Source organism: Sphingomonas sp. ASY06-1R (assembly GCF_052180265.1).
Lineage (GTDB): Bacteria > Pseudomonadota > Alphaproteobacteria > Sphingomonadales > Sphingomonadaceae > Sphingomonas_I.
Map to the genome: position 1 here is coordinate 1,840,715 of NZ_CP197464.1, position 23,442 is coordinate 1,864,156.

The following is a 23,442-nucleotide window of genomic DNA, read 5'->3' on the forward strand; positions in this document are numbered from 1 at the left end:
TCAAGATGATGGAACTGAGTTCTGTCAGCAATCAGAACTATTCGAACGAATTTCGATAATTCGCCCTTTTTCGAGCGTAAACTGGTTTCGGGTAGAAAACCCCGGGCCAGTCGCCTCTAGACAAAACGAGCCGTCAGCAGGGATGGGTTTATTGGACAATTGTAAGAAGCCGGGCTCCGGAATTCCTACTGAAATCTTTTGGATACATCTTGGTGGCTGCGCATATGCCAATTCCCACAGCGGATTCGTGTAATTCTTTTTTGCATAAATACGGGCTGTTTGAATGCAGGGTTCAAAATCTCGGGCGGTCGCTTGCGCTCTTATAATGATAGGGCCTGCTTCATTCTTAAGCACGATTAGCTCGACGCCTTGTTGGCAAGACGAGATCAACAGGAGCGACGCGACCACAAAGGCATTCCTATAAATCATAGATTTTCCTTCCTGCTGGTCGGTTTTTATCATTCGTTATTTGTGTATTTTGCATGTCTCGAGATGAGGCGAACGGCATGGCTACCGACAAGGGGTCGCGCATATTATCAAGGAGATAGTGAGGCTGTTACGCGTGTTTGCCCGTGTTAAGGTAATAATGGCGATTACGGTGCTGGGCTTTTCCTCCGCAACGGACGCTGACGCACCTGCGAACCGCCAACCCGCTCGATGCAGCGCTGTTCACCAGCGAGCAGCGCATTTACGCGATCGGGCCGATGTTGCTTTCCGAAGCCATCAATATGCGCGTGCTAACCGCGATCTGAAAGAAGGCCTAAGGATATTGGGGTTTGCCTATCATGATGCGAGCGTGTTGGACGACAGCTCGCTCAATCTCGCCGTAGCTCGGGCCAATGAAAAGAAGGGACGATTAAGTCAGGCGGCAGCTAGCAGGCGGGAAGTTCTTTCTGCCCGCCTGAGACAATGCAACCGTCACGCTAAAGGCTCAACAGCGCCGGATCGCCGCCCTGGGCGGTGATGTTCACCGACAAGGCACGCTCGGTCGCGTAGCGCAGCAGCGAGTGGGGTCCGCCTGCTTTCGGACCGGTGCCCGATAAACCTTCGCCGCCGAACGGCTGCACACCGACGACCGCGCCGACAATCGATCGGTTAACGTACATATTCCCGGCCGGAACGAGCGCCCGTACTTCCTGGGCGAAGCGCTCGATCCGGCTGTGGACGCCCAGCGTCAGCCCATAGCCACGCGCGGCGAGCTTGCCGGCGACCGCGGCAAGATCGGCCGGATCGTAGCGGTAGATGTGCAGGATCGGCCCGAACACCTCCCGCTCCAGGAAATCGGGACGGGGCACCTCGGCGATGACCGGACCGAAGAAGACGCCACGTGAAACGCCGGGATCGAGCCGCCAGACGATCTTCGCCTCGCGTTCCAGCCGGGTGACATGCGCTTCCAGATTGGCCAGCGCATCGGCATCGATGACCGGGCCGATATCGGTGGCGGGGTCTGCGGGATCGCCCATTGTCAGCGTGTCGAGCGCACCGGCCAGCGTCGCGATCAGCTCATCGGCCGAATCCTCCGGCACAAACAGGACGCGCAAGGCTGAGCAACGCTGGCCGGCCGAACCAATTGCGGACTGGATGACGTCATCGACAACCTGTTCGCGCAATGCGGTCGTATCCACAAATAGCCCGTTGAGCCCGCCGGTTTCGGCGATGAAGGGCAGGATCGGTCCGTCGCGATCGGCGAGGCTGCGATTGATCAGGCGTGCCGTGTCGGTCCCGCCCGTAAAAGCGACGCCGTCAATGGCCGGGTGGCGAACCAAGGCCGCGCCCACCGTGGCGCCATCGCCGGGCAGCAGCGCCAGCAGATCGGGATCCAGCCCGGCTTTATGGAACAGGCGCACGGCTTCCGCCGCCACGAACGGCGTTTGCTCCGCCGGCTTTGCCAGCACCGCATTGCCCGCCGCCAGCGCCGCGGCGACCTGCCCGGTGAAGATCGCGAGCGGAAAATTCCACGGCGAAATGCAAACGAACGTGCCGCGGCCGCGCAGTTCCAGCTGGTTGGTCTCCCCGACCGGGCCTTGCAGCGTTTCCAGCCCGGTGAACTGCTTTTCCGCCAGATTCGCATAATAGCGACAGAAATCGACCGCTTCGCGCACTTCCGCGACGCCGTCGTTCAGCGTCTTGCCCCCTTCGCGGGCGAGCAGGGCGACAAAGCGGTCCATGTCGGCTTCCAGGGCATCGCCCGCCGCGCGCAGCGTGCGGGCACGCCCGGATCCACCAAGCGCGTCCCAGGCCGGTTGCGCAGCCTTGGCGCGTCGTGCTGCATCATCGATATCGGCCGGGAGCGCCTCTGATATCGCACCGATCAGTATCTCGCGGTCAACCGGGCTGACGGCGGCCTTGGCGCCGGCACCTTTTTGGAGCCGGCCACCGACGATGGGCCCGGCGGTCAGCGTTTCGGTTGCGCTGCCGCGGCTGGCCACGGCCGCCGCTTCGCGCGCGCTGGCGATGCTGTAATCGCGGCCCAGCGGGTTCTTCCGCGCCGGCCCGTAAATGTCGGCCGGCAAGGCAATGCGGGGATGCGGGAAGGGGCGTGCCTCGACGGCCGCGATCGGGTCGCGTACCACATCCTCCGCCGGTACCCGCTCATTCAACAGCGCATGGACGAAGCTGGTATTGGCCCCGTTCTCCAGCAGGCGCCGCACCAGATACGGAAGCAACTCCTCATGGCCGCCGACCGGCGCATAGGCGCGCAACACGGCATTGGTTTGCCCTGCCGCCTGGTAGAGCGCTTCGCCCATGCCGTGCAGCCGCTGATGCTCGATCCGCACCCCGGCGCGCGCGGCCATCAGTCGGACCGCCGCCAATGTGTGCGCATTGTGCGTGGCGAATTGGGGATACAGGCCAGGGGAGGCCGTGATCAGCGCGTCGGCGCAGACCAGATAAGATAGATCGGTCGCGGGCTTGGTCGTGAAGACGGGATAGCCCGGCCGGCCGGCGACTTGCGCCTTCTTGATCTCGCTGTCCCAATAGGCGCCCTTGACCAGCCGGACCATGATCCGCCGGCCGCTATCCTGGGCCAAATGCTGCAGCGCTTCGATCACGGCGATGCCGCGCTTCTGATAGGCCTGCACGACCACACCCAGGCCCGCCCATTCGCCGAGCTCCGGCTCGCGTGCCAATCGATCGATCAGCTTCAGCGACAGGACCAATCGGTCCGCCTCTTCGGCGTCGATCGCGAAGTTCATATTATGGTGGGCAGCGATCAGCGCGAGCCGCTTGATGCGAGGATAAAGCTCTTCCCACACGCGCGCTTCCTGAACGGCCTCGTAGCGCGGCGACAGGGCCGAAAGCTTAACGGAGACGCCATGGCCTTCTTCCGGCGCCGTGCCCGGCACACGGGCCTTGCCGACGGCGCGGATCGCCTGGGCGTAGATCTTCTCATAGCGTTCCGCATCGACAGCGGTGCGGGCGCCTTCGCCAAGCATGTCGAACGAGCAGATATAGCCTTCTTTCTTGGCGCGGGTGAGCGCGGCCTCGATATTGCGGCCGAGGACGAACTGTTCGCCCATCATTCGCACGGCGGCGCCCACCGCCTGGCGGATGACCGGTTCGCCGACGCGCGCGGTCAACCGCTTGAGCCAGCCCCCCACATCGGTTTTTGCCTCATCCTCGACATCGACGATCTTGCCGGTCAGCATCAGCCCCCAGGTCGACGCATTCACGAACAGACTGTCCGATTGGCCTAAATGGCTGGCCCAGTCCGCCGAGCCGATCTTCTCGGCGATCAGCCGATCGCGCGTGTCGGCATCGGGCGTGCGCAGCAGCGCCTCGGCAAGGCACATCAGCGCCAGACCCTCACGCGTGCCGAGCGAAAATTGCTGGAGGAAGCTTTCGACGACGCCTTGCTTCTCGGCGGACTGGCGCGCGGCGCGCACCATCACCGCTGCCTCGTGTTCGATCTCCCGTCGCTCGGAGGACGAGAGCGGCGCGCGCGAAAGCAGGGCGCGGCAGGCTTCGGCCTCGTCCTGGTATTTCAATGCGTCGATACGATCCCAGTCAATCCGGTTGGACATGGCAAACCCCTTCACAGCTATGCCGCCCTATATGGTGCGCCCCGCAGAATGTGCTTTCGTTTTGACGGCAGAAACCCGAATATTCCGTAAGGAAGATTTGTTGATACCGAAGGATCGTTGATGGATCAGATCGATCGCAAGATCCTGCGCGCCCTGCAGCAGGACGGGCGCATAACGAATAGCGCGCTCGCCCTGCAATGCGGCCTGTCCAGCGCGGCCTGTTTCGAACGCGTCCGGCGCCTGCGCGATCAGGGCGTGATCATGGGCTACACCGCTTTGCTCGATCCGGCCAAGCTCGACCGGGCGCTGATGATCTTCATCGAGGTGCTGTTGGACCGGACCACCGACGATGCGTTCGCGGCCTTCGCGGCGCATGTGCGCAAGCTGCCCGATGTGCTGGAATGCCATATGGTGGCGGGCGGATTCGACTATCTGCTCAAAGTGCGTGTGGCGGATATGGCGGCCTACCGCGCCTTCCTGGGCGACACGCTGGTCGCTTTGCCCGGCATTCGCGAAACGAGGACGTATGCCGTGCTGGAAGAAGTGAAGCTGACCAGCCGCTTGCCGGTCTGATTGAAAATTCGCGACACGACCGACGGATTGTATAGGATCATCCGTTAGAGGGCCAACATCTGTGGGCGTTCCATATCCGTCTTGCGCTTCACATCAACGTCCCTCCGATCGAGGAATGCTCTGCATTGCTGTGGTTCTATTCGGCTAGCGTCAACGACCGTTCCTGGCGTGCCGCACGCCCGGCGGACCGGCCCGATGGAGGCGAATATCTGTCTACCCGCGCCAAGGGAATTCGATGACCCAAGATTATGACGCCGCCGCCGATCCGGTCGCGCGGTCGCCGCATTCGCGGCGAAACGCCTTGCTGGTGGTGCTGGGGCTCATCGTGATTGCGCTGCTCGCCTGGGCGTTGACGCGCGGCGGATCGGGCGAGGGACAGGGCGGCCCCGGCGGGCGCGGGCGTGGGCGCCCCGCGGCAACCGTGGGCGTGGCCAAGGTCGCTGCCGCCGATGTGCCGCAATCGCTGGATGCCATCGGCACGGTCGTTCCGGTCGTGACGGCAACGGTGCGCCCGCAATTGAGCGGTAACATCTTCACGATCAACTTCACCGAAGGGCAATTGGTCAGGAAGGGGCAATTGCTCGCGCAGATCGATCCGCGCCCCTATCAACTGGCACTGGCCCAGGCCCAGGCCAATCTGAAACGCGATCAGTCGCAACTCAATCTCGCCCGGGTCGACCTGCAGCGTTACCAGACGCTGCTGCAGCAGGATTCGATCGCGCGCCAGCAGGTCCAGACGCAGGCCGCGACCGTCGAACAGCAGAAGGGTGTCGTCGCGGCGGATCAGGCGGCAATCGGCACAGCTCGCTTGAACCTGCAATATACATCCATCACCGCCCCCGTGTCCGGCCGGGTCGGCCTGCGCCAGGCCGATATCGGCAATTACGTCACCCCCGGTGACACCAATGGCGTGGCGGTCATCACGCAGACCGATCCAATCGATGTCAGCTTTGCGGTACCGCAAGGCAATCTGCCTGGCATCCTGGCGCGCCTGCGCTCGGGTGCCGCGCTGGCGGTCAGCGCAACCGATCAGAATGGCAGCACGCCGCTCGCCCAGGGCCGCTTCCTGGCGTTCAACAACCAGATCGACACCAGCACCGGCACGGTCACCGGCAAAGCGCGCTTTCCCAACCCGCAGGGCAGCCTGTTTCCGAACCAGTTCGTCAACATGACGGTTCTGGTCGACACGCTGCGCAATGCAGCCACGATCCCGGTCACGGCGGTACGCCACGGCGCACAGGGCGATTTCGTGTTCGTGCTGCAGGACGATCACACGGTGAAGATACAGATCGTCAAGCAAGGGCCTGCCAGTGGAACGCGGGTCGCAATTCTCTCCGGCCTGAAGGTTGGGCAGACCGTCATCACCGAAGGCGCGGACAATCTTGAGGACGGATCGAAGGTGATGCTGCCCGGCGAGCGCCCGCAGCGCATGCCCCAGCGCGAACGCGGCTTCTTCGCGCGCCTGTTTGGCGGCGGCGGTGAAGGCGAGGGGGCCGGCCCCGGACGGACGGACGGGAACGCGACCGCCGATGGCAAGCGGGCGGGCGGGCAACGCCATCATCGTCAGGGCGGCGGCAACAGCCAGTGAGCGAGGTGTCCGAAAGTGGGACGAGCCTCGGCGCAGAGGATGAGGTGCTCGGCCCCGAAGGGGTGAATCCGTCGCGTCCCTTCATCATGCGGCCGGTGGCGACCACCTTGCTGATGCTGGCGATCCTGCTGGCCGGCATCGTCGCGTATCGCTTCCTGCCTTTGTCCGCACTTCCGGAGGTGGATTATCCTACCATCCAGGTAAGCACGCTCTACCCCGGCGCCAGCCCCGACGTGATCAACCTGACCGTCACCGCGCCGCTGGAGCGGCAGTTCGGGCAGATGGCGGGCCTGTCGCGCATGTCGTCCGTGTCTTCGGCCGGCGCGTCCGTGATCACGCTTCAGTTCAACCTTGATCTCACACTGGATGTTGCCGAGCAGGAAGTGCAGGCCGCGATCAACGCCGCCAACACGCTACTGCCCTCCGATCTGCCGGCGCCGCCAATCTATGCTAAGGTCAACCCCGCAGACGCGCCCGTGCTGAGCCTGGGCGTAACGTCGAAGACTCGGCCCTTGGCCGAAGTGCAGAACCTCGTCGATCAGCGCATCGCCAATAAATTGTCGCAGATCTCCGGCGTCGGTCTCGTGTCACTGTCCGGCGGGCAGCGGCCGGCGGTGCGGATCCAGGCCAATGTCCAGGCGCTCGCCGCGCATAATCTGTCGCTCGATCAGCTTCGCAGTTCGATCGCGGCCGCCAACGTCAACGGCGCCAAGGGCAGCTTCGACGGTCCCACGCGCAGCTGGTCGATCGATGCCAATGATCAATTGGCGACGGCGGACGAGTATAAGAACCTCATCATTTCCTACCGCGACAATAATCCGGTGCGGTTGAGCGATGTCGCCAACGTCGTGGATTCCTCCGAGAATATCCGCCTCGGGGCGTGGATGAACCGGACGCCCGCCATCGTGCTGGACGTCCAACGTCAGCCGGGTGCCAATGTCATCGGCACAGTCGACTCCATCAAGGCCGCGCTGCCTGATCTCGAGGCCGCAATGCCGGCCGATGTGCACGTCACGCTGCTGACCGATCGGACGACCGGCATCCGTGCCTCGGTCCACGACGTTCAGGTGGAGTTGGTGTTCGCGGTCGTGCTGGTGACGATCGCGATCTTCCTGTTCCTCGGATCGTGGCAGGCGACGCTGATCGCGAGCCTGGCGGTTCCTTTGTCGATCGTCGGCACGTTCGCCGCGATGCATCTGCTCGGCTTCAGCCTCAACAATCTGACGTTGATGGCGTTGACGATCGCCGCAGGTTTCGTCGTCGACGACGCGATCGTGGTGACGGAAAATATCGCCCGCCATCTGGAGGAAGGGAAGAGCCCGCTCGCCGCCGCATTACAGGGCAGCCGGGAGATCGGCTTCACTATCATTTCGCTCACCGTCAGCCTGATCGCCGTTTTGATCCCGCTGCTGTTCATGGGCGATGTGGTGGGGCGCCTGTTCCGCGAATTCGCGATCACGCTGGCCGTGACCATCCTGATCTCGGCGGTGGTCGCACTCACTTTGGTGCCGATGCTGTCGGCGCGCTGGCTGAAGCCAGAAGCGGAGACGCGTCACTTCCGCGTGTCCGAATGGACGATGCACAAGTTCGACAAGGTTTCGAACGGCTACCGCTCGGCGCTCGACTGGGTGCTGTTGCGGCAGGGGCTGACGCTGATCGTATTTGCCGGATCGCTGGTGCTGACCGCGATCCTGTTCGTGGCGATCCCGAAGGGTTTGTTCCCCGAACAGGATACCGGCCAGTTGCAGGCGATCGTGTCGACCGGCCAGGGTGTGTCGTTCGGGCGCATGTCCAGTCTCCAGAACAAGCTCGCGGACGCGATCCTGCAAGATCCGGATGTCGAAAGCCTGAGTTCCAACGTCGGCGTCGACGGCAAGAATCCCGCGCTCAATCAGGGCCGGATGCTGATCAACCTTAAAGAGAAGGGCGATCGCAGCGGAAGTCAGACCGCGTTGATCCGCCGATTGCAAAATCGCGCCCGGGATATCGCTGGCGTCACCCTATATGTGCGGCCGGTGCAAGATCTCACGATCGATGCGGAGGGCGGGCCGACCCAATATCGCTTCGCCATGCAGGGGGCCGATCAGCAGGAAATCAACCTGTGGACCGGCAAGTTGCTGGAAGAGCTCAAGAACGTCCATCAGGTGCGCAATGTCGTGTCCGACATGCAGAATCAGGGGCGCGCGGTCACGGTGAAGATCAACCGCGATGTCGCGTCCCGGTTGGGCATCAGTACCGCCGCCGTCGACAGCGCGCTCTACAATGCGTTCGGACAGCGGATCATCTCGACCATCTTCACGCAGACGACCCAATATCGTGTGATCCTGGAAAGCACCCCGGGCATGCTGACCGGTCCGGACGGACTGAACCAGCTCTATGTCCAGACATCGTCCGGAACGTCGGTGCCTTTGTCGACCGTCGCGACCTTTGTGGAGGGAGAGGCGCCGCTGCAGATCACACGGGTCGCCCAATTCCCAGCATCGACCGTGGGCTTCGATCTCGCCCAGGATCAATCGCTGGGCGGCGCGGTCAGTGCGATCCAGGCAGCGGAAAAGCGGATCGGCGTTCCCGGCGGTATCACGACGACATTCCTTGGCGCCGCCAATGCCTTCCGGGCCAGTCTTTCCAACGAAGTCTGGCTGATCCTTGCCGCCATCGTTGTGGTCTATATCGTGCTCGGCGTTCTCTATGAGAGCTTCATCCACCCGATCACGATCCTGTCGACCTTGCCCTCGGCCGGTGTCGGAGCGCTGCTTGCGCTGATGCTGACCGGCAATGATCTGGGTGTCATCGGCATCATCGGGATCGTGCTGCTGATCGGCATCGTCAAGAAAAACGCGATCATGATGATCGACTTTGCGATCGACGCGCAGCGCACGGACGGCAAGGACGCCGATACCGCGATCCGCGAGGCAGCGCTGCTGCGCTTCCGGCCGATCATGATGACGACATTCGCCGCCTTGTTCGCCGCGCTGCCGCTGATCCTGGGCAGCGGGATGGGCGCCGAACTGCGGCGTCCGCTGGGACTGGCGATTGCCGGCGGCCTGATCGTCAGTCAGGCGCTGACGCTGTTTACGACCCCCGTCATCTTTCTGGGGTTTGAACGTCTGTCCGCACGCGTGCGGCGCAAGCGCGAGGCCGAGCCGCAACTGCCGCTGCAGCAGCCGACGTGAACCTCTCCGCGCCCTTCATCCGCCGTCCGATCGGCACTTTGCTGCTGACGATCGGGATGATGCTCGCCGGCATTGCGGCTTTCTTCGTCATGCCGGTCGCGCCGTTGCCGCAGGTGGATTTCCCGACGATCAGCGTATCGGCGAGCCTCCCCGGCGCGAGCCCGACGACGATGGCGACCAGCGTCGCATCGCCGCTCGAGCGTCGCATGGCCACCATCGCGGGCGTGACGGAGCTGACCTCGCAATCGGGGATCGGCTCGACGCGGATCACCGCGCAGTTCGACCTGAGCCGCAACATCGATGGGGCTGCTCGCGACGTGCAGGCGGCGATCAACGCGGCGCGCGCCGATCTGCCGTCCACGCTGCGGAGCAATCCCAGCTACCGCAAGATCAATCCCGCCGACGCACCGATCATGATCCTGGCTTTGACCAGCGATACCCGCAGCTCGGCTGACATCTACAATTCGGTTTCCAACGTGGTGCAGCAGCGGCTGTTGCAGGTGCAAGGCGTCGGCGACGTGGAGCTTGGCGGCGCCGCGCTGCCGGCCGTCCGGATCGATCTCAACCCGCTCGCGCTCGCCCGCTACGGCATTCCGCTGGAGGATGTCCGCACCGCTTTGTCGTCGACCAATGCCAACCGGCCGCGGGGGGTGATCGAAGACGGTGCCACGGCGTGGCAGATTTATGGGGACGTGCCCGGCCTGAAGGCGGCCGATTATAGCAATCTGATCGTGTCCTGGCGCAACGGCGTGGCGGTGCGTCTGTCCGATGTCGCGAGCGTCTATGACGGCCCCGAAGACGTGCGCACCATGGGCCTGTTCAACGGCCGCCGGGCGGTGACGATCATCCTCAGCCGGCAGCCCGGTGCGAACATCATTTCGACGGTGAACGCGGTCAAGGCGCAGCTGCCCGGATTGCAGGCCGCAATTCCCAGCGACATCAAGCTCGCGGTCGCGTCCGACCGCACCACGACGATCCGGGCTTCCCTGCACGAAGTCGAAATCACCCTGGTGATCGCCACCTTGCTGGTGGTGATCGTCGTCTCGATCTTCCTGCGATCGCTCCGTGCGACGGTCGTGCCCGCGGTCGCGGTCGTCGCCTCGCTGCTCGGCACGATCGGCGTCATGTATCTTCTCGGCTTCAGCCTCAACAACCTGTCGTTGATGGCGCTGACCGTGGCGACGGGCTTCGTGGTCGATGATGCGATCGTCGTGCTGGAAAATATCAGCCGCCATATCGAGGAGGGGATGAAGCCCTTCCAGGCCGCCATGCGCGGCGCGCGCGAGGTCGGCTTCACCGTCCTGTCGATCTCCGTCAGCTTGGTCGCGGTGTTCATCCCGCTGCTGTTCATGGCCGGGATCGTGGGGCGACTGTTTCGCGAATTCGCGATCACGATGACGGTCGCGGTCATGATCAGTCTCGTCATATCCCTGACGGCGACACCGATGATCGCCGCGCTGATCCTGAAGGAGCGGGAGGCGCAGAAAGAGAATCGCTTCTCGCGCTTTGCCGAGCGCCAATTCCAGCGCTTGCAGGCGCGGTACGAACGCAGCCTCGACTGGGCTCTGGCCAATCGCGGCGCGACTTTGCTGCTGCTGGCAGGCACGGTCGCGCTCAACATCTTCCTGCTGATCACCATCCAGAAGGGCTTCTTTCCCGAGCAGGACACGGGCTCGCTCCAGGGCGGTTTGCGGGCCGATCAGAGCATTTCCTTTCAGGATATGCAGACCAAGCTCACCCAGATCGTGAAGATCATCAAGCGCGATCCGGCGATCGAGAATGTGGTGGCATTCACCGGCGGTTCGCGGGCGGGCGGCGGGTTTCTGTTCGCGACGATGAAGCCCAAGAGCCAACGGGATTCCGTACGGGACGTCATTACGCGGCTGCGCCCCAAATTGGCGCGGGTGACGGGCGTGGCGGCATTTCTAAGCCCCGTCCAGGACATGCGGGTCGGCGGCCGGGGCGGCAATAGCAGCTACCAATATACGCTGAAGGCGGACGATCCCGAGGTGCTGGCGAAGGCAGGACCGGCGCTGGCGGATGCGCTCAAGAAATTTCCCGAGCTGACCGACGTCGATGTCGATGAATCGGATGGCGGAGCCGAGGTCTACGTAAAGGTCGATCATGATGCGGCCACCAGGATCGGCGTCACGCCGCAAGCGGTCGACAATGCGCTGTATGACGCGTTCGGACAGCGACAGGTCGCGACGATCTACAGCGGTCTCAACCAATATCATGTGGTGATGGGCGTGGCGCCCCAATTCACCGGTTCGCCCGAAGCGCTGCGCACTGTCTATGTGCCGACCAACTCGACAACGACGACGGCGGCAAACAGCAGCAGCGCTGCCAACCCCGGCACGACAACCGGGCAATCATCGGCAGCGCAGGCGACGGCGGCAGGTGCGGCGTCCGCGGCGGTCGGTACGACGGCGCTGGTTACGGGCTCCACCCCGACATCCACGACGGGCTCGGGGCGTGATGCCGCTTCCGGCGCTGCGATCAACACGACCGCGTCGACCATGACGCCCTTGTCGACGATCGCCAGCTGGTCGACCCGATCGACGGCGGCACAGGTCAATCATCAGGATGCGGCGCCGGCCGCGACGATCAGCTTCTCGACCGGTAATGGTTTTGCCTTGAGCGATGCCATTGCCCGCATCCGTCAGGTTCAGGCGAGCCTGAACTTCCCGACCCAGGTCCACGGCGAAGCATCCGGAACCGCGCAGGTCTTCCAGCAGTCGACCCAGTCCAACCCGATCCTGATCCTCTCGGCCCTGGTCGTGATCTACATCGTCCTCGGCATTTTGTATGAAAGCGCGATCCATCCTTTGACCGTGTTGTCGACGCTGCCGTCGGCTGGCGTGGGCGCAGTGATCGCGCTGATGGTGACGGGATCGCAATATGATCTGATCGCGCTCATCGGGCTCATTCTGCTGATCGGCATCGTCAAGAAGAACGCCATCCTGATCATCGATTTCGCGCTCGACGCCGAACGATCGCGCGGATTGACGCCGCTGGCCGCGATACGGGAAGCAAGCTTGCTCCGCTTTCGGCCGATCCTGATGACGACCATGGCCGCGGCCTTCGGTGCGTTGCCGCTCGCCATCGGTTTCGGCGAGGGTGCGGAGCTGCGGCGGCCGCTGGGCATCGCCATCATGGGCGGCCTGATCGCCAGCCAGTTCCTCACATTGTTGACGACGCCGGTCGTCTATCTGGCGCTTGACCGCTTCCGCCGCCGCTCTTCCCGCGAGAAGATGCTGGCGCGTCAGGCCGCAACCCAAGGGATCCAGCCCGTATGATGAAGCTTCGTACCCTTGCCCTTGTGCCTGTCATGCTGGCGGTGGTGGGGTGCAACCTGGCGCCGACCTATCGCCCGCCGACCGCGAGCATTCCGCCAAGTTTCAAGGAGGCGCCCGGCTGGCGCGCCGCGGTCCCCGCGGATGCGGTTGCCAAAGGGGAATGGTGGCTGCTGTTCGACGATCCCGTGCTGAACGCGCTGGAATCCCGGGTTGCGATCAACAATCAGAACGTCGCCGCGGCCGCCGCTGCTTATGCGCAGGCGCGCGGGGCGGTGCGGGAAGCGCGCGCGGCCTTCTTCCCGACTATCGATTTGTCCACCGGCGCGACCCGCGCCGGGTCGTTCGGCGGGGGGACGACGACCATCATCGGCGGCGGCACCACGGTCAATTCCAGCAATGGCAGCCGCCGTTATTCGGTGTCGATCGGGGCGAGTTGGGAGCCCGATCTGTGGGGTCGGATCGGCAATGGCGTGAGCCAGCAGCGCGCGCTGGCAGAGGCGAGCCAAGGGGATTTGGCCAACGCATCGCTGTCCGCGCAGGGCGAATTGGCGCTCAATTACGTGCAATTGCGCGGTATCGAGCAGCAAAAAGTGATCTTGGACGGGACCGTGGCGGCCTATCTGCGCGCGCTTACGATCACCACGAACCGCTATAATCAGGGCGTCGTTGCGCGGATTGACGTGCTCCAGGCGCAAAGTCAGCTAGATAGTGCGCGCGCCAATGCGGCCGATCTCGTGCGTCAGCGGGCGGTTTTTGAGCATGCCATCGCCGTTTTGGTAGGGGAAAATCCCTCCAGTTTCGTGCTGGCCGACGCCCCGTGGCGGCCCAAGGTTCCCGATGTTCCGGGCGTGATACCGTCGGCATTGTTGGAGCGGCGGCCCGATATTGCGGCGGCGGAACGGCGCGTGGCGGCCGCGAATGCGGCGATCGGCATCGAGCGCTCGGCTTTCTTCCCGACGCTGGGGCTGACCGGCGATGTCGGGTCGCAGACGAGCCGGCTCAGTTCGCTGTTCAGTGCGGCCAGCAGCATTTGGTCGCTTGGGTTGAGCGGCGCGCTGACGCTGCTGGATTTCGGCGCGCGATCGGCGCGGGTGGCCCAGGCGCGGGCCGCCTATGACCAGGCCGTCGCCAATTATCGCCAGACCGTATTGGTGGCATTCCAGCAGGTCGAAGATGAACTCGCGGGCGCGCGCGTCCTTTCCTACGTCGCGCAGCAGCGCACCACTGCCGCAGCGGCCGCGAACAGGGTGGAAGCCCTGACCCAGAACCAATATCTGGCAGGCGAAATCGCCTATTCCGATGTGATCGTGGCGCAAACGACTGCGCTGCAGGCGCGGCAAACCGAAGCCGCTGCCATCGTCGATCGCCAGGCCGCCGCGGTCAGCCTGATCCAGGCGATCGGCGGCAGCTGGCAGGGCCCTTTACCCGCCGACGCCCAGATGCCGCCCAGCCGCTAACTGGCCATTGCGCAACGCGGCGAGTGCGCGATCCAGCACGGGATCGCGTCCGGCGCGCAAGTCGGCGAGACTGGGCTTGATGGCGATTTGCGGTTGCAGGCCAACCCCTTCCAAGCGGCGGCCATCGGGCGTGCGGATGTCGAATTCGGCGACCGACAGCTCGCCGCCATCGGGCAGAGGATATTCCGACGCGCCGGTCAACGCGCCGGCCGTCCGCTCGCCGATGGTGGTGCCGCGGCCGCTTTCGTCGATCAAGGCCGCGACGGCTTCGGCGCCGCTGGCGCTATCCGGGCCGACCAGCACCGCCAGCGGGCCAAGATAGGCCCGTGCACCCGTGCCACGCACCTTCTGCACATTTTCCCGCCGCTCGATTCTTCGCACCAGCGGGCGATCGTCCGCGAAGAACAGGCCGGCGACTTTGGCAATGACATCGGCATCGCCCCCATCGTTGCCGCGCAGATCCAGTATGATGCCGCGCGGCGGCGGGCCATCGGCGATCTCGCGGGCGAGCCAGCGGTCCGCGCCGGGATCGAAGCCATCCAGGCCGACGAACAGGATGTCACCGTCGAGATGGGTGGCCCGCCGGACCGGACGTGCCGCCTCGGGTGCAGCAGTGAGCGACAGCGGGTGGTGTGCGCCATGCTCGTCGGTGAAGTCGAAACGGGCGCGGTCGCCCTCCTGCGGCTGATAATCGATGTCGACCGGATTGCCGTTGACGCTTTTCACTTCCCATCCGATCTGCACGCCGGCTTGAGCAGCAGCCGACCCTGGCGTGACCCGCATGACCAGCCACCGCCCATCATCGTTGGGGAGCATCGACAGGCCGAAGCCCTGCTCCGATCGGCCGGCGTCCCGCGCCTTTCCGATCGCGATCTGAACCGGATCGATCGCATAGACATGGCTGTCACCCAGCGATGCCAGCATCTCGCCGAGAATTGTATAAAAAGCCGGGCGATCGTGCGCCGCGATGGCGAGCGGCCGGAAGTGATCGCGCGCGTCGGCCCAGCTTTCCCCGGTACGGCTGCGATCCCAATAATGCTTGCTGACAAGGCTCCAGGCGCGATCGAATATCCGGGCCTGCAATTGCGGTGTGTATGTGGGCGGGGCGGCCTGCAAGGGAAGCGTCAACAGGCCGACAAGGGCAACAAGCTGTGTTCTCATGATGGGTCGAACGCGCAACGCAGTGTGAGGGTGCGGGGTAGGGCGGTATAAGTGAGCTCGGCACAGCGCGCGAGATGCTCGACGCCCAGGGTGACGGCGGGCCAGGCCTGTTGCCGCTGGAGATGCCGGGTTATGACAACGTCGCCGGGATCGATCCGCTCGGTCGGCAATTGCTCCGATCCCGCGAAATCGGAAGTACGCACGAGCAGCGAGTCGAACCGAAACCCTGCCAAGCGCGCCGGAGAGTTGAAGGCAATGTCGCGCGCTGGGCGGGATATATCAAACGCCAGGGTGACGCGCCCGGCTTCTCCCTGCCAATGCCCTCCAAATTCTCTCGCCAAAATGGCGCCGGCGGCGGCGGTGCCGACGGTCTGCGGTTGCGTGAGCGCGAAGCGTAGGCGGAGCGGGGCTCTTTCCCCGGTCGCGGAGAGACCGGTCATCGCATTATCCACGATCGGATAGGATCGCGATCCGTTGGCAGCGGGCGCGTCCACCCGGCGCCAACGTACGATCGCGTAGGGCAGAAGATTGGGCCCGATCGCGCCATCCCAGCGCTGGCAGCAGTGGCGCCCATGTTCGGAAAGCTGCACCGGAAGCACCTGCGATCCCACGCGCATCGTGGCGCGCGCAACCCGGCCGGGAAGCCGCACGCGGCCCACGTCCATCTCCATGCCCGCCTCCCACGCCACGGGAAGCCGTGCCGCGACTGCCGGGTCAAGCTCGACGCTGTCCTGCTGATCGAGATCGACGCGCAGACGCACGGCCACGTCCGCAATATGGACGAGGATGACCGGATTGGCGGCATCGAGAACCAACTCGCCGGACGGCTGTGGGGGCTTGCCCGCTGCCGCGAGTAGGAAAATAGCAGGGCCCGATAGAATGGTCCGTACGCGCGCCGCTCCGCACGTGGCGCCATTTATCCGGCATGCCCGGCCGACCAGTGCTGCTATCATGCGCGGCATGGCGATTCCCGATGCTTTCATTACCGGCCTGCCGAAGGCGGAACTGCACCTCCATATCGAGGGCAGCCTTGAGCCCGAGCAAATGTTCGACTTCGCGCGGCGCAATCGCATTCAGATTCCTTTCGCGTCGGTCGAGGAGCTTCGCGCCGCCTACAAATTTTCGCAACTGCAGGATTTCCTGGATATTTATTATCGAGGCGCGGACGTGCTGCGGACCGAAGCGGATTTCCACGATCTGGCGCTCGCTTATTTCGAGCGAGCACATGCGGATGGCGTGGTCCATGCGGAGATCTTCTTCGATCCGCAGACCCATACCGATCGCGGCTTGCCGTTTCAGGTCGTGGCCGATGGCCTGCTGGCCGGAATGACGTCGGCGGAAGCGCGCTATGGTGTGACGTCCAGCCTGATCCTCTGTTTCCTGCGTCATTTGGACGAAGCCGCCGCTTTTACCACGCTGCAGGCGGCGGAGCCCTGGCTCGATCGCATTGCTGGAGTTGGCCTGGATTCGTCCGAAGTCGGGCACCCGCCGTCCAAATTCGCCCGGGTGTTTGCGGCTGCAGGATCCGAGGGGCTCAAGCGTGTCGCGCATGCGGGCGAGGAGGGGCCGCCCGAATATGTGGTGGAAGCGCTCGATTTGCTAAAGATTGATCGGCTGGATCATGGCAATCGTGCGCTGGAATCGCCCGAATTGGTCACGCGCCTGGCCCGCAACGGCATGGCTTTGACGGTTTGCCCGCTTTCCAATCTGAAGCTGTGCGTGGTCGGCGACGCCGCGGATCATCCCATTCCGATCATGCTCAAACAGGGTTTGCGCGCGACGATTAATTCGGACGATCCGGCCTATTTCGGTGGCTATGTCGCCGACAATTACCGGGCGGTGGCACCGTATCTGGAGCGGGAAGATCTGATCACACTGGCCCGCAACAGCTTCCTTGGGTCGTTCCTTCCCGATGCGGCGGTGACGCGTCACCTTTCAGCCATCGACGCCTTTGCCGGCTGATCCCATGACCCAGCCCGATCTTTGCTACATTCCCTACGAGGATTTCGTCGCCGACGTACAGCAGGTCGCGTCCTCGATAGAGGCCCAGGGGTGGGCGCCCGACCATATTGTCGGCATCGGTCGCGGCGGGCTGGTGCCGGCGGCGTATCTGTCCCATCGCACCGGCATCTCGCTGCTGTCGGTCGATTACAGCTCTGGCGTGCCCAGCTTCGCCGAAGAACTGATGGCGAAACTGGCAGGCGCCACGGCGGAAGGGCGCCGCATCCTTATCGTGGACGATATCAACGATAGCGGCGGCACGATCGAAGCCTTGCGCAAATCGCTGCTGGATCATGGCGCGACCGGTGAGAATGTACGGGTCGGGGTGCTGATCGACAATGTGCGATCTGCCGCGAAAGTCGATTATCGGTCCCGCACGATCGACCGGCTGCATGACAAGCGCTGGTTCGTCTTTCCCTGGGAAGCCATGGCCGAACCAAGCACCTTGGTAGAAGAGGCTGCTGCCGTTCCCGAACGGCTGGCCTGAGCCTGGGATCGAACCCCAAAGCAGGGCGTTATCTTTTATGTTCAGTCACTTGGACAACATAGGAGAGTGTGATGCGCAAGATCCTCTTCATCGCCGCGGCAATTGTTGCCCTGCCGGCGTTGGCGCAGACAACCGGCACGACCCCCGGAACCATGGGCACAGGCGCCGCGACGACCGGCGCGCCGGGCACGCCCCGGACGGGGCTGCCGGGCGCTTCGACCCCTGCGACCGGAACGACGACCAGTACTAGCCCAAGCGGTACCGATACGTCGGTCGGCGCCACCGGCTCGACGACGACCACCAGTAGCCCAAGCGTGCCGGATATGGGGCCGACAACCGGCCGTTCGACGACCGCGACGACGCGTGGGCGCCATGGCGGACATAATGGGTCGCCAAGCAATGGCGGCTCGAACAGCGGTACGACGACCGATAGCGGTACAAATCCGACGCCGCATTGAGATCAGACTCGTCGGTGTGATCGGACGGCGTTCCCTTCCTGTTCCGACCACGCTAAGCTAGGCCGATGGAAGGCGATGAGCAGCCCATCCGCAAGATCATCCATGTCGATATGGATGCCTTCTATGCATCGGTGGAGCAGCGCGACAATCCCGAGCTGCGCGGCAAGCCTGTCGCCGTTGGCGGCACGCGCGAGCGCGGCGTCGTGGCGGCGGCCAGCTATGAGGCGCGCGTCTTCGGGATACGCTCCGCCATGGCATCGGTGACGGCGCGACGGCGTTGTCCGGACCTGATCTTCGTAAAGCCGCGCTTCGACGTCTATTCGGCAATCAGCCGGGAGATACGCGCGATATTCGCCGACTATACCGATGCGATCGAACCGCTGTCGCTGGACGAAGCCTATCTGGATGTATCGGGCGCATCGTCAGCCCGTACGATCGCGCAGGAGATCCGGGCGCGGATCAAGGCGGAGATCGGCCTGACGGCGTCGGCGGGCGTGTCCTATAACAAGTTCATCGCCAAGCTGGCTTCCGATCAGAACAAGCCGGATGGGTGTTGCGTTATCCCGCCGGAGCGTGGCCCGCTGTTCGTGGAGGGCCTTCCCGTCAAGCGTTTTCACGGTGTCGGACCCAAGACGGCGGAGAAGATGGCGCGGCTGGGGATCGAGACCGGGGCCGATCTGAAGGCTCAAACGCTGCAATTCCTGGAGGCGCATTTCGGCAGCTTTGCGGGATATCTATATGGCGCCGCGCGCGGGATCGATCACCGCCCGGTCCGGTCCAATCGTATCCGCAAGTCCGTGGGGGCGGAGCGCACCTTTTTCGAAGACATCAGCGATCCGCCCGGGCTCGCGGCGGCGCTGGAAACCGTGCTGGATGCACTGATGGAGCGGATCGCACGCGCCGGATCGGCCGGCCGAACGGTAACGCTGAAAGTGAAATATTCCGATTTTCACCAGATCACCCGAGCGCGCAGTTTCACCGTCCCGATCAGCGACCGCAGTGCAATCGGCGCTGCCGGGCAGGGGCTGCTGACGGCATTATGTCCGGTGCCGCTTGGGGTGCGGCTGTTGGGGCTCACGCTTTCGGCGTTGTCGGAGGATGAGGGCGAGGAAAGCGGGCAGGGCTATGCGCAACTGGGTCTTTCCTTGTGAACGGCCAGTCGATCAAACCGCCGGCGAACAGGCACAACCAGACGATAACCGGCTGAAACAGAAGACGTGGCCCGTGATAGAGCCACCCCGTCCAGCCACCGCCATGCCCGGCGAACAACAGGGCATGCTGGATATTGGCCGGGAACACGCAGACGGAATAGAGCGCGAGCAGGATGCCGGCGAGCCGGCGCAAAGACGGTATCAGCAGCCCGGCAGCACCGAACAATTCGCATATTCCCGTCACGAGGATGACTGTCGCCGGTGCGGGTACCCAGGCGGGCGTGATCCGCAGAAAGGGAGCGGGATGCATGATGTGAAAATAGCCGGCCAGCGCAAATGCGGCGGCAAGGAGGACCCGCAATATTGTCCGACGCGCTTGCACGGACGCGGTCCGATTCGAGCTTGGGGTATCATCGCCCGACCGATGCAAATCTTCCCCCAAACCGGTCATGCGCGCGGTACCATGCTCTTCAGCGCAGCTTCGACCCGATCCGCAGCATCCAGCCCGCTTTGCCAGGCGCCATGCGCGGTCGAGAAATCATGCGGCGAGCAGGCTTCGCCCGCGAACTGAAGCCGTTCACTGGCCGGCGCCGCGAGGATCGCTCGCTTGTCAGCATGGCCGGGAAGGGCATGGCTATAGGCGCCGCCGATTGTCGCTTCGCGATGCCACCAGCTCCCGGCAATGGGATGGAGGCCGCCGATGAAGTCGCGTCCCAGGAGATTGCCGAGTTCTTCCAGCGCGAAAGCGACGCGCCCGGCATCGCCGGCCTCTTCCATCGCGCGCGCCGCAATGCCGCCAAAGAAGCATTCGATCACGGGGTAGCCGAGCGGACGGAGGTAATAGCTGCCCGTTAACGCGCTGTGGGGATTGCCAAGCAGGTGGGTCTCGACCGGAACTGTTTCGGCCTGTTCCATCGCCAGGAACAGCTTGTCGACACGGCCTAATGGCAGGCAGGCGGCCGCATGGAGATGATTGTCCAGCGCCGGGGAAAAGCGGATGTCCCCCCGTGCGAGCACATCGGTGGGCACTGCGACGATCACGGCGTTTGCGTGGATTGCGCCTTGATCGCTGCTGACGATCATCGACGTGCCATTATCGTCAATGCCGGCCACGCGGACGCCAAGCCGCATCGGCAGCATTGCGGCGGCTTGACCGATCAGCGTCCCATACCCGCCCGGCAGGCGCCAATTCAGATCCGACGCATTGTCGTCATAAGCGAGCAGATCCTGGGCAGAGACATTGTCCAGTTCCGCGCCGTTCAACGCGCCGCTGATGATGTCGAGATAGGGACGCCAAGGGGCGTCCGGCGCAATCGCCTTCCCGGCGCGATCATCGGGCACGTCATCGTGCAGCCGCTGCTCAAATGCCGCATAGGCCTGTCCCGCTGCCCGCTGATCGGCGGCGCTGAAACCAAGATTGCGGAGCTGATTCCGCCACGCCCCGCCCGAGCGATCGATCGCCACACCGTGGGCTTGCGCGAATTTCGCCAGCGGATTCCGCTCAGCCGAATGGAGCCAGCCGCAGCCAAGATCGAGCGGCACGTGCTGCACGATCTGGGTATAGGCACGGCCTCCGACACGTTGCATCGCCTCGACCAGCAATATGCGTCGCCCGCGATCCTGCAGCCGCCGGGCCGCGGCAATTCCCGCCGCACCGGCACCGACGATTACGACCTCTAGCTCCAACTGCTGATCCTCGATCCGGCTTGACCTTGGGCCAAAGCAGTTTCAGGCGTTACGTTCCGTCGCGACGAGAGGACTGAATGCTGGCGATCCTGCAGAAGCTGGAAGAGAAGCGCGCCCAGGCCAAAATGGGCGGCGGGCAAACGCGTATCGACGCACAGCATGCAAAGGGGCGGCTGACCGCGCGCGAGCGGCTGGATGTGCTGCTGGATCCGGGCTCGTTCGAAGAGCTTGACATGTATGTCGAGCATAATTGCGTGGATTTCGGCATGGCGGACCAGGTCATACCCGGCGACGGCGTCGTCACTGGATCGGGCACGATCAACGGCCGTCTCGTGTTCGTCTTCAGCCAGGATTTCACCGTATTTGGCGGCTCGCTATCCGAGCGGCACGCGCAGAAAATCTGCAAGGTCATGGACATGGCGCTGAAAGTGGGCGCGCCCGTGATCGGGCTGAACGATTCGGGCGGGGCACGTATTCAGGAGGGCGTCGCCAGCCTGGGTGGCTATGCCGAGGTGTTCCAACGCAACGCGCTCGCCTCCGGCGTCGTGCCGCAGATCAGCGTGATCATGGGCCCCTGCGCCGGCGGGGCGGTCTATTCTCCGGCGATGACAGACTTCATCTTCATGGTGAAGGATTCCTCCTACATGTTCGTCACCGGCCCGGAGGTGGTGAAAACGGTCACCAACGAAGTGGTGACGCAGGAAGAATTGGGCGGCGCTGTCACGCATACGACAAAGTCGGGCGTGGCCGATATCGCCTTTGAGAATGACATCGAGGCGTTACGCGCCACACGCGAGTTTTTCGATTTCCTGCCTTTGTCCAACCGGCATGATCTGCCCGAGCGGCCGACCGAAGATCGATGGGATCGCACCGATCCAAGCCTCGACACGCTTATCCCGGATAGCGCCAACAAGCCTTATGATATGAAGGAGTTGATCACGAAGGTGGTCGACGAGGGTGACTTCTTCGAGGTCCAGCCGGCCCATGCCGGCAACATCCTGATCGGGTTCGGCCGGATCGAGGGGCGGACGATCGGCATTGTCGCCAATCAGCCGATGGTGCTCGCGGGCGTATTGGACATCAACTCGTCCAAGAAGGCCGCGCGCTTCGTGCGCTTTTGCGATGCGTTCGAGATCCCGATCGTGACGTTCGTTGACGTGCCAGGCTTCCTGCCGGGTGTCGCCCAGGAGCATAACGGCATCATCAAACATGGTGCGAAATTGCTGTTCGCTTATGGCGAAGCGACCGTGCCCAAGATCACGGTGATCACGCGCAAGGCCTATGGCGGGGCCTATGACGTGATGGCTTCCAAGCATCTGCGCGGCGATTTCAACTATGCATGGCCGACCGCCGAGATTGCGGTGATGGGCGCGAAGGGCGCCGTGGAGATCATCTTTCGCCAAGAGGCGAAGGACCCGGAGAAGCTTGCGCAGCGCACCGCGGAATATGAAGCCCGTTTCGCCAATCCGTTCGTCGCGGCCAGCAAAGGCTTCATCGATGAGGTGATCATGCCCCATTCGACGCGTCGACGTATCGCGCTAGGATTGAGGAAGTTGCGCAACAAGCAGCTCGATAACCCTTGGAAGAAACACGATAATATACCGCTCTAGGACAATAAGCCCGACGATCTTGGGAGCGAGGACAGATAAAGATCGGCGCAGCAGCTCGCGTGCCGCGTATTTCTCTATCGCGCGTCGGCGGCATCGTCGGAATGTTCAGGCAAGGAACGGCAGCACCACCTCGTTGTTAATCGCTGGTCGGAATGCAAAAAGGGGACGATCAATGCTGAAATCCAAGCCTGCCATCATTGCCATGGCGATCATCGGGGCGATTATCGGGGTCTGGGCCGGCTCGAACGCCGCCAATTCGGGCTTCGCGCTGATCTTGATGGTCGGCATTTTGGGATTGGTTGCTTATCTGATCTTCAACGGGCTGCGCAGGAATCGCAAGCTTGAGGTCGTAAGCGCCGCGGATCGCAATCGCATTCTCGGTGAGCAGCCGGCGGGTGCACGCGCCATCGTCTATCGTGAAGGGTTTGTCGCGAAATTGTCGGGCTTCGATATCGCGATCGACGGCGTCGATCACGCGCAGCTGAAAAGCCCGCAGTCGGTCGCGATCGATCTGGCGCCGGGCGATCACGCGCTGGTCGTCAAGATGGCAGGCAAGGCGCAGCCCGCCTTCCAGTTTGCCGTAGGTAGCGGCGATGTAGCCGTGATCCGGATCGGCATGGGCATGGCCGGATGCGAGATCACCCGCCAGGACGGCCCTCAATCGCTCTTGAAGCTGGCATCGATCCCGATGGTTCGGCCCGACGGCCCGCCCGCGGCGACCGGTGCCGCCGCCCCGGCATGGTCCTGACGGTGACGCTGGACGGCCTGGGCGAAGC

17 protein-coding genes are annotated in these 23,442 nt (G+C 63.6%); 11 read left to right on the forward strand and 6 right to left on the reverse strand.

Annotated elements, in window-relative coordinates:
• Positions 1-24 precede the first annotated feature (24 nt).
• Together ACSBM8_RS08960 and putA are read right to left on the reverse strand one after the other, a co-directional pair.
• The gene (locus tag ACSBM8_RS08960) at positions 25-462 is read right to left on the reverse strand and encodes a hypothetical protein (RefSeq protein WP_442681275.1); all 438 of its coding nucleotides are present in this window, start codon (positions 460-462) and stop codon (positions 25-27) included.
• 461 nt (positions 463-923) lie between these two features.
• Positions 924-4,022 carry a bifunctional proline dehydrogenase/L-glutamate gamma-semialdehyde dehydrogenase PutA gene (gene putA / locus ACSBM8_RS08965; protein ID WP_442681276.1) on the reverse strand — a complete coding sequence of 1,033 codons (3,099 nt, stop codon included), beginning with the start codon at positions 4,020-4,022 and terminating at the stop codon, positions 924-926.
• 120 nt (positions 4,023-4,142) lie between these two features.
• Between putA and ACSBM8_RS08970 the strand changes: the two genes are divergently transcribed.
• The 5 genes from ACSBM8_RS08970 (at position 4,143) to ACSBM8_RS08990 (ending at position 14,112) form a co-directional block, all read left to right on the forward strand.
• Positions 4,143-4,595, forward strand: coding sequence for an Lrp/AsnC ligand binding domain-containing protein (locus ACSBM8_RS08970; RefSeq protein WP_442681277.1), 453 nt, complete (start codon positions 4,143-4,145; stop codon positions 4,593-4,595).
• Positions 4,596-4,830: 235 nt separating this feature from the next.
• A complete protein-coding gene (locus tag ACSBM8_RS08975) occupies positions 4,831-6,183 on the forward strand; it encodes an efflux RND transporter periplasmic adaptor subunit (RefSeq protein WP_442681278.1) in 1,353 nt (450 codons plus the stop codon).
• Positions 6,184-6,245: 62 nt separating this feature from the next.
• Positions 6,246-9,356, forward strand: a complete 3,111-nt coding sequence (locus tag ACSBM8_RS08980) for an efflux RND transporter permease subunit (RefSeq protein WP_442681539.1) — start codon at positions 6,246-6,248, stop codon at positions 9,354-9,356.
• Positions 9,353-12,655: an efflux RND transporter permease subunit gene (locus ACSBM8_RS08985; protein ID WP_442681279.1), complete on the forward strand. Its 3,303-nt coding sequence runs from the start codon at positions 9,353-9,355 to the stop codon at positions 12,653-12,655. The genes ACSBM8_RS08980 and ACSBM8_RS08985 overlap by 4 nt, the downstream gene beginning before the upstream one ends.
• On the forward strand, positions 12,652-14,112 hold the full coding sequence (locus tag ACSBM8_RS08990; protein ID WP_442681280.1) for an efflux transporter outer membrane subunit: 1,461 nt from the start codon (positions 12,652-12,654) through the stop codon (positions 14,110-14,112). The genes ACSBM8_RS08985 and ACSBM8_RS08990 overlap by 4 nt, the downstream gene beginning before the upstream one ends.
• Here ACSBM8_RS08990 and ACSBM8_RS08995 read toward each other — a convergent pair.
• Positions 14,077-15,273, reverse strand: coding sequence for a S41 family peptidase (locus ACSBM8_RS08995; protein WP_442681281.1), 1,197 nt, complete (start codon positions 15,271-15,273; stop codon positions 14,077-14,079). The two genes, ACSBM8_RS08990 and ACSBM8_RS08995, sit on opposite strands and share 36 nt — an antisense overlap.
• Positions 15,270-16,235 (reverse strand): hypothetical protein, encoded by a 966-nt coding sequence (locus ACSBM8_RS09000; protein WP_442681282.1) that lies wholly within the window; start codon positions 16,233-16,235, stop codon positions 15,270-15,272. The genes ACSBM8_RS08995 and ACSBM8_RS09000 overlap by 4 nt, the downstream gene beginning before the upstream one ends.
• Here ACSBM8_RS09000 and ACSBM8_RS09005 point away from each other — a divergent pair.
• The 4 genes from ACSBM8_RS09005 (at position 16,234) to dinB (ending at position 19,370) form a co-directional block, all read left to right on the forward strand.
• On the forward strand, positions 16,234-17,235 hold the full coding sequence (locus ACSBM8_RS09005; protein ID WP_442681283.1) for an adenosine deaminase: 1,002 nt from the start codon (positions 16,234-16,236) through the stop codon (positions 17,233-17,235). The two genes, ACSBM8_RS09000 and ACSBM8_RS09005, sit on opposite strands and share 2 nt — an antisense overlap.
• 4 nt (positions 17,236-17,239) lie before the next feature.
• Entirely contained in the window at positions 17,240-17,761 is a 522-nt protein-coding gene (locus ACSBM8_RS09010; RefSeq protein WP_442681284.1) for a phosphoribosyltransferase, read from the forward strand.
• 71 nt (positions 17,762-17,832) lie between these two features.
• Positions 17,833-18,219: a hypothetical protein gene (locus tag ACSBM8_RS09015; RefSeq protein ID WP_442681285.1), complete on the forward strand. Its 387-nt coding sequence runs from the start codon at positions 17,833-17,835 to the stop codon at positions 18,217-18,219.
• A gap of 65 nt (positions 18,220-18,284) precedes the next feature.
• Positions 18,285-19,370: a DNA polymerase IV gene (gene dinB / locus ACSBM8_RS09020; protein ID WP_442681286.1), complete on the forward strand. Its 1,086-nt coding sequence runs from the start codon at positions 18,285-18,287 to the stop codon at positions 19,368-19,370.
• On the opposite strand, the gene ACSBM8_RS09025 is transcribed toward dinB, so the two are convergent.
• Both ACSBM8_RS09025 and ACSBM8_RS09030 read right to left on the reverse strand, forming a co-directional pair.
• The gene (locus tag ACSBM8_RS09025) at positions 19,294-19,752 is read right to left on the reverse strand and encodes a DoxX family protein (protein ID WP_442681287.1); all 459 of its coding nucleotides are present in this window, start codon (positions 19,750-19,752) and stop codon (positions 19,294-19,296) included. The genes dinB and ACSBM8_RS09025 overlap by 77 nt on opposite strands.
• Before the next feature lie 65 nt (positions 19,753-19,817).
• Positions 19,818-21,056, reverse strand: coding sequence for a flavin monoamine oxidase family protein (locus ACSBM8_RS09030; RefSeq protein WP_442681288.1), 1,239 nt, complete (start codon positions 21,054-21,056; stop codon positions 19,818-19,820).
• A gap of 77 nt (positions 21,057-21,133) precedes the next feature.
• Here ACSBM8_RS09030 and ACSBM8_RS09035 point away from each other — a divergent pair, with 77 nt between their 5' ends.
• Entirely contained in the window at positions 21,134-22,666 is a 1,533-nt protein-coding gene (locus tag ACSBM8_RS09035) for an acyl-CoA carboxylase subunit beta (protein ID WP_442681289.1), read from the forward strand.
• 172 nt (positions 22,667-22,838) lie between these two features.
• A complete protein-coding gene (locus tag ACSBM8_RS09040) occupies positions 22,839-23,414 on the forward strand; it encodes a hypothetical protein (RefSeq protein WP_442681290.1) in 576 nt (191 codons plus the stop codon).
• The last annotated feature ends 28 nt before the right edge of the window (positions 23,415-23,442 follow it).

Excerpts from the sequence above, each read along its gene's own strand:
- ACSBM8_RS08970 (WP_442681277.1), top strand. The coding sequence starts at position 4,143 with ATGGATCAGATCGATCGCAAGATCCTGCGCGCCCTGCAGCAGGACGGG.
- ACSBM8_RS08990 (WP_442681280.1), top strand. The coding sequence starts at position 12,652 with ATGATGAAGCTTCGTACCCTTGCCCTTGTGCCTGTCATGCTGGCGGTG.
- ACSBM8_RS09015 (WP_442681285.1), top strand. The coding sequence starts at position 17,833 with ATGCGCAAGATCCTCTTCATCGCCGCGGCAATTGTTGCCCTGCCGGCG.
- putA (WP_442681276.1), bottom strand. The coding sequence starts at position 4,022 with ATGTCCAACCGGATTGACTGGGATCGTATCGACGCATTGAAATACCAG.
- dinB (WP_442681286.1), top strand. The coding sequence starts at position 18,285 with ATGGAAGGCGATGAGCAGCCCATCCGCAAGATCATCCATGTCGATATG.
- ACSBM8_RS08995 (WP_442681281.1), bottom strand. The coding sequence starts at position 15,273 with ATGAGAACACAGCTTGTTGCCCTTGTCGGCCTGTTGACGCTTCCCTTG.
- ACSBM8_RS08960 (WP_442681275.1), bottom strand. The coding sequence starts at position 462 with ATGATAAAAACCGACCAGCAGGAAGGAAAATCTATGATTTATAGGAAT.
- ACSBM8_RS09005 (WP_442681283.1), top strand. The coding sequence starts at position 16,234 with ATGGCGATTCCCGATGCTTTCATTACCGGCCTGCCGAAGGCGGAACTG.
- ACSBM8_RS09000 (WP_442681282.1), bottom strand. The coding sequence starts at position 16,235 with ATGCCGCGCATGATAGCAGCACTGGTCGGCCGGGCATGCCGGATAAAT.
- ACSBM8_RS09040 (WP_442681290.1), top strand. The coding sequence starts at position 22,839 with ATGCTGAAATCCAAGCCTGCCATCATTGCCATGGCGATCATCGGGGCG.
- ACSBM8_RS09035 (WP_442681289.1), top strand. The coding sequence starts at position 21,134 with ATGCTGGCGATCCTGCAGAAGCTGGAAGAGAAGCGCGCCCAGGCCAAA.
- ACSBM8_RS09010 (WP_442681284.1), top strand. The coding sequence starts at position 17,240 with ATGACCCAGCCCGATCTTTGCTACATTCCCTACGAGGATTTCGTCGCC.
- ACSBM8_RS08975 (WP_442681278.1), top strand. The coding sequence starts at position 4,831 with ATGACCCAAGATTATGACGCCGCCGCCGATCCGGTCGCGCGGTCGCCG.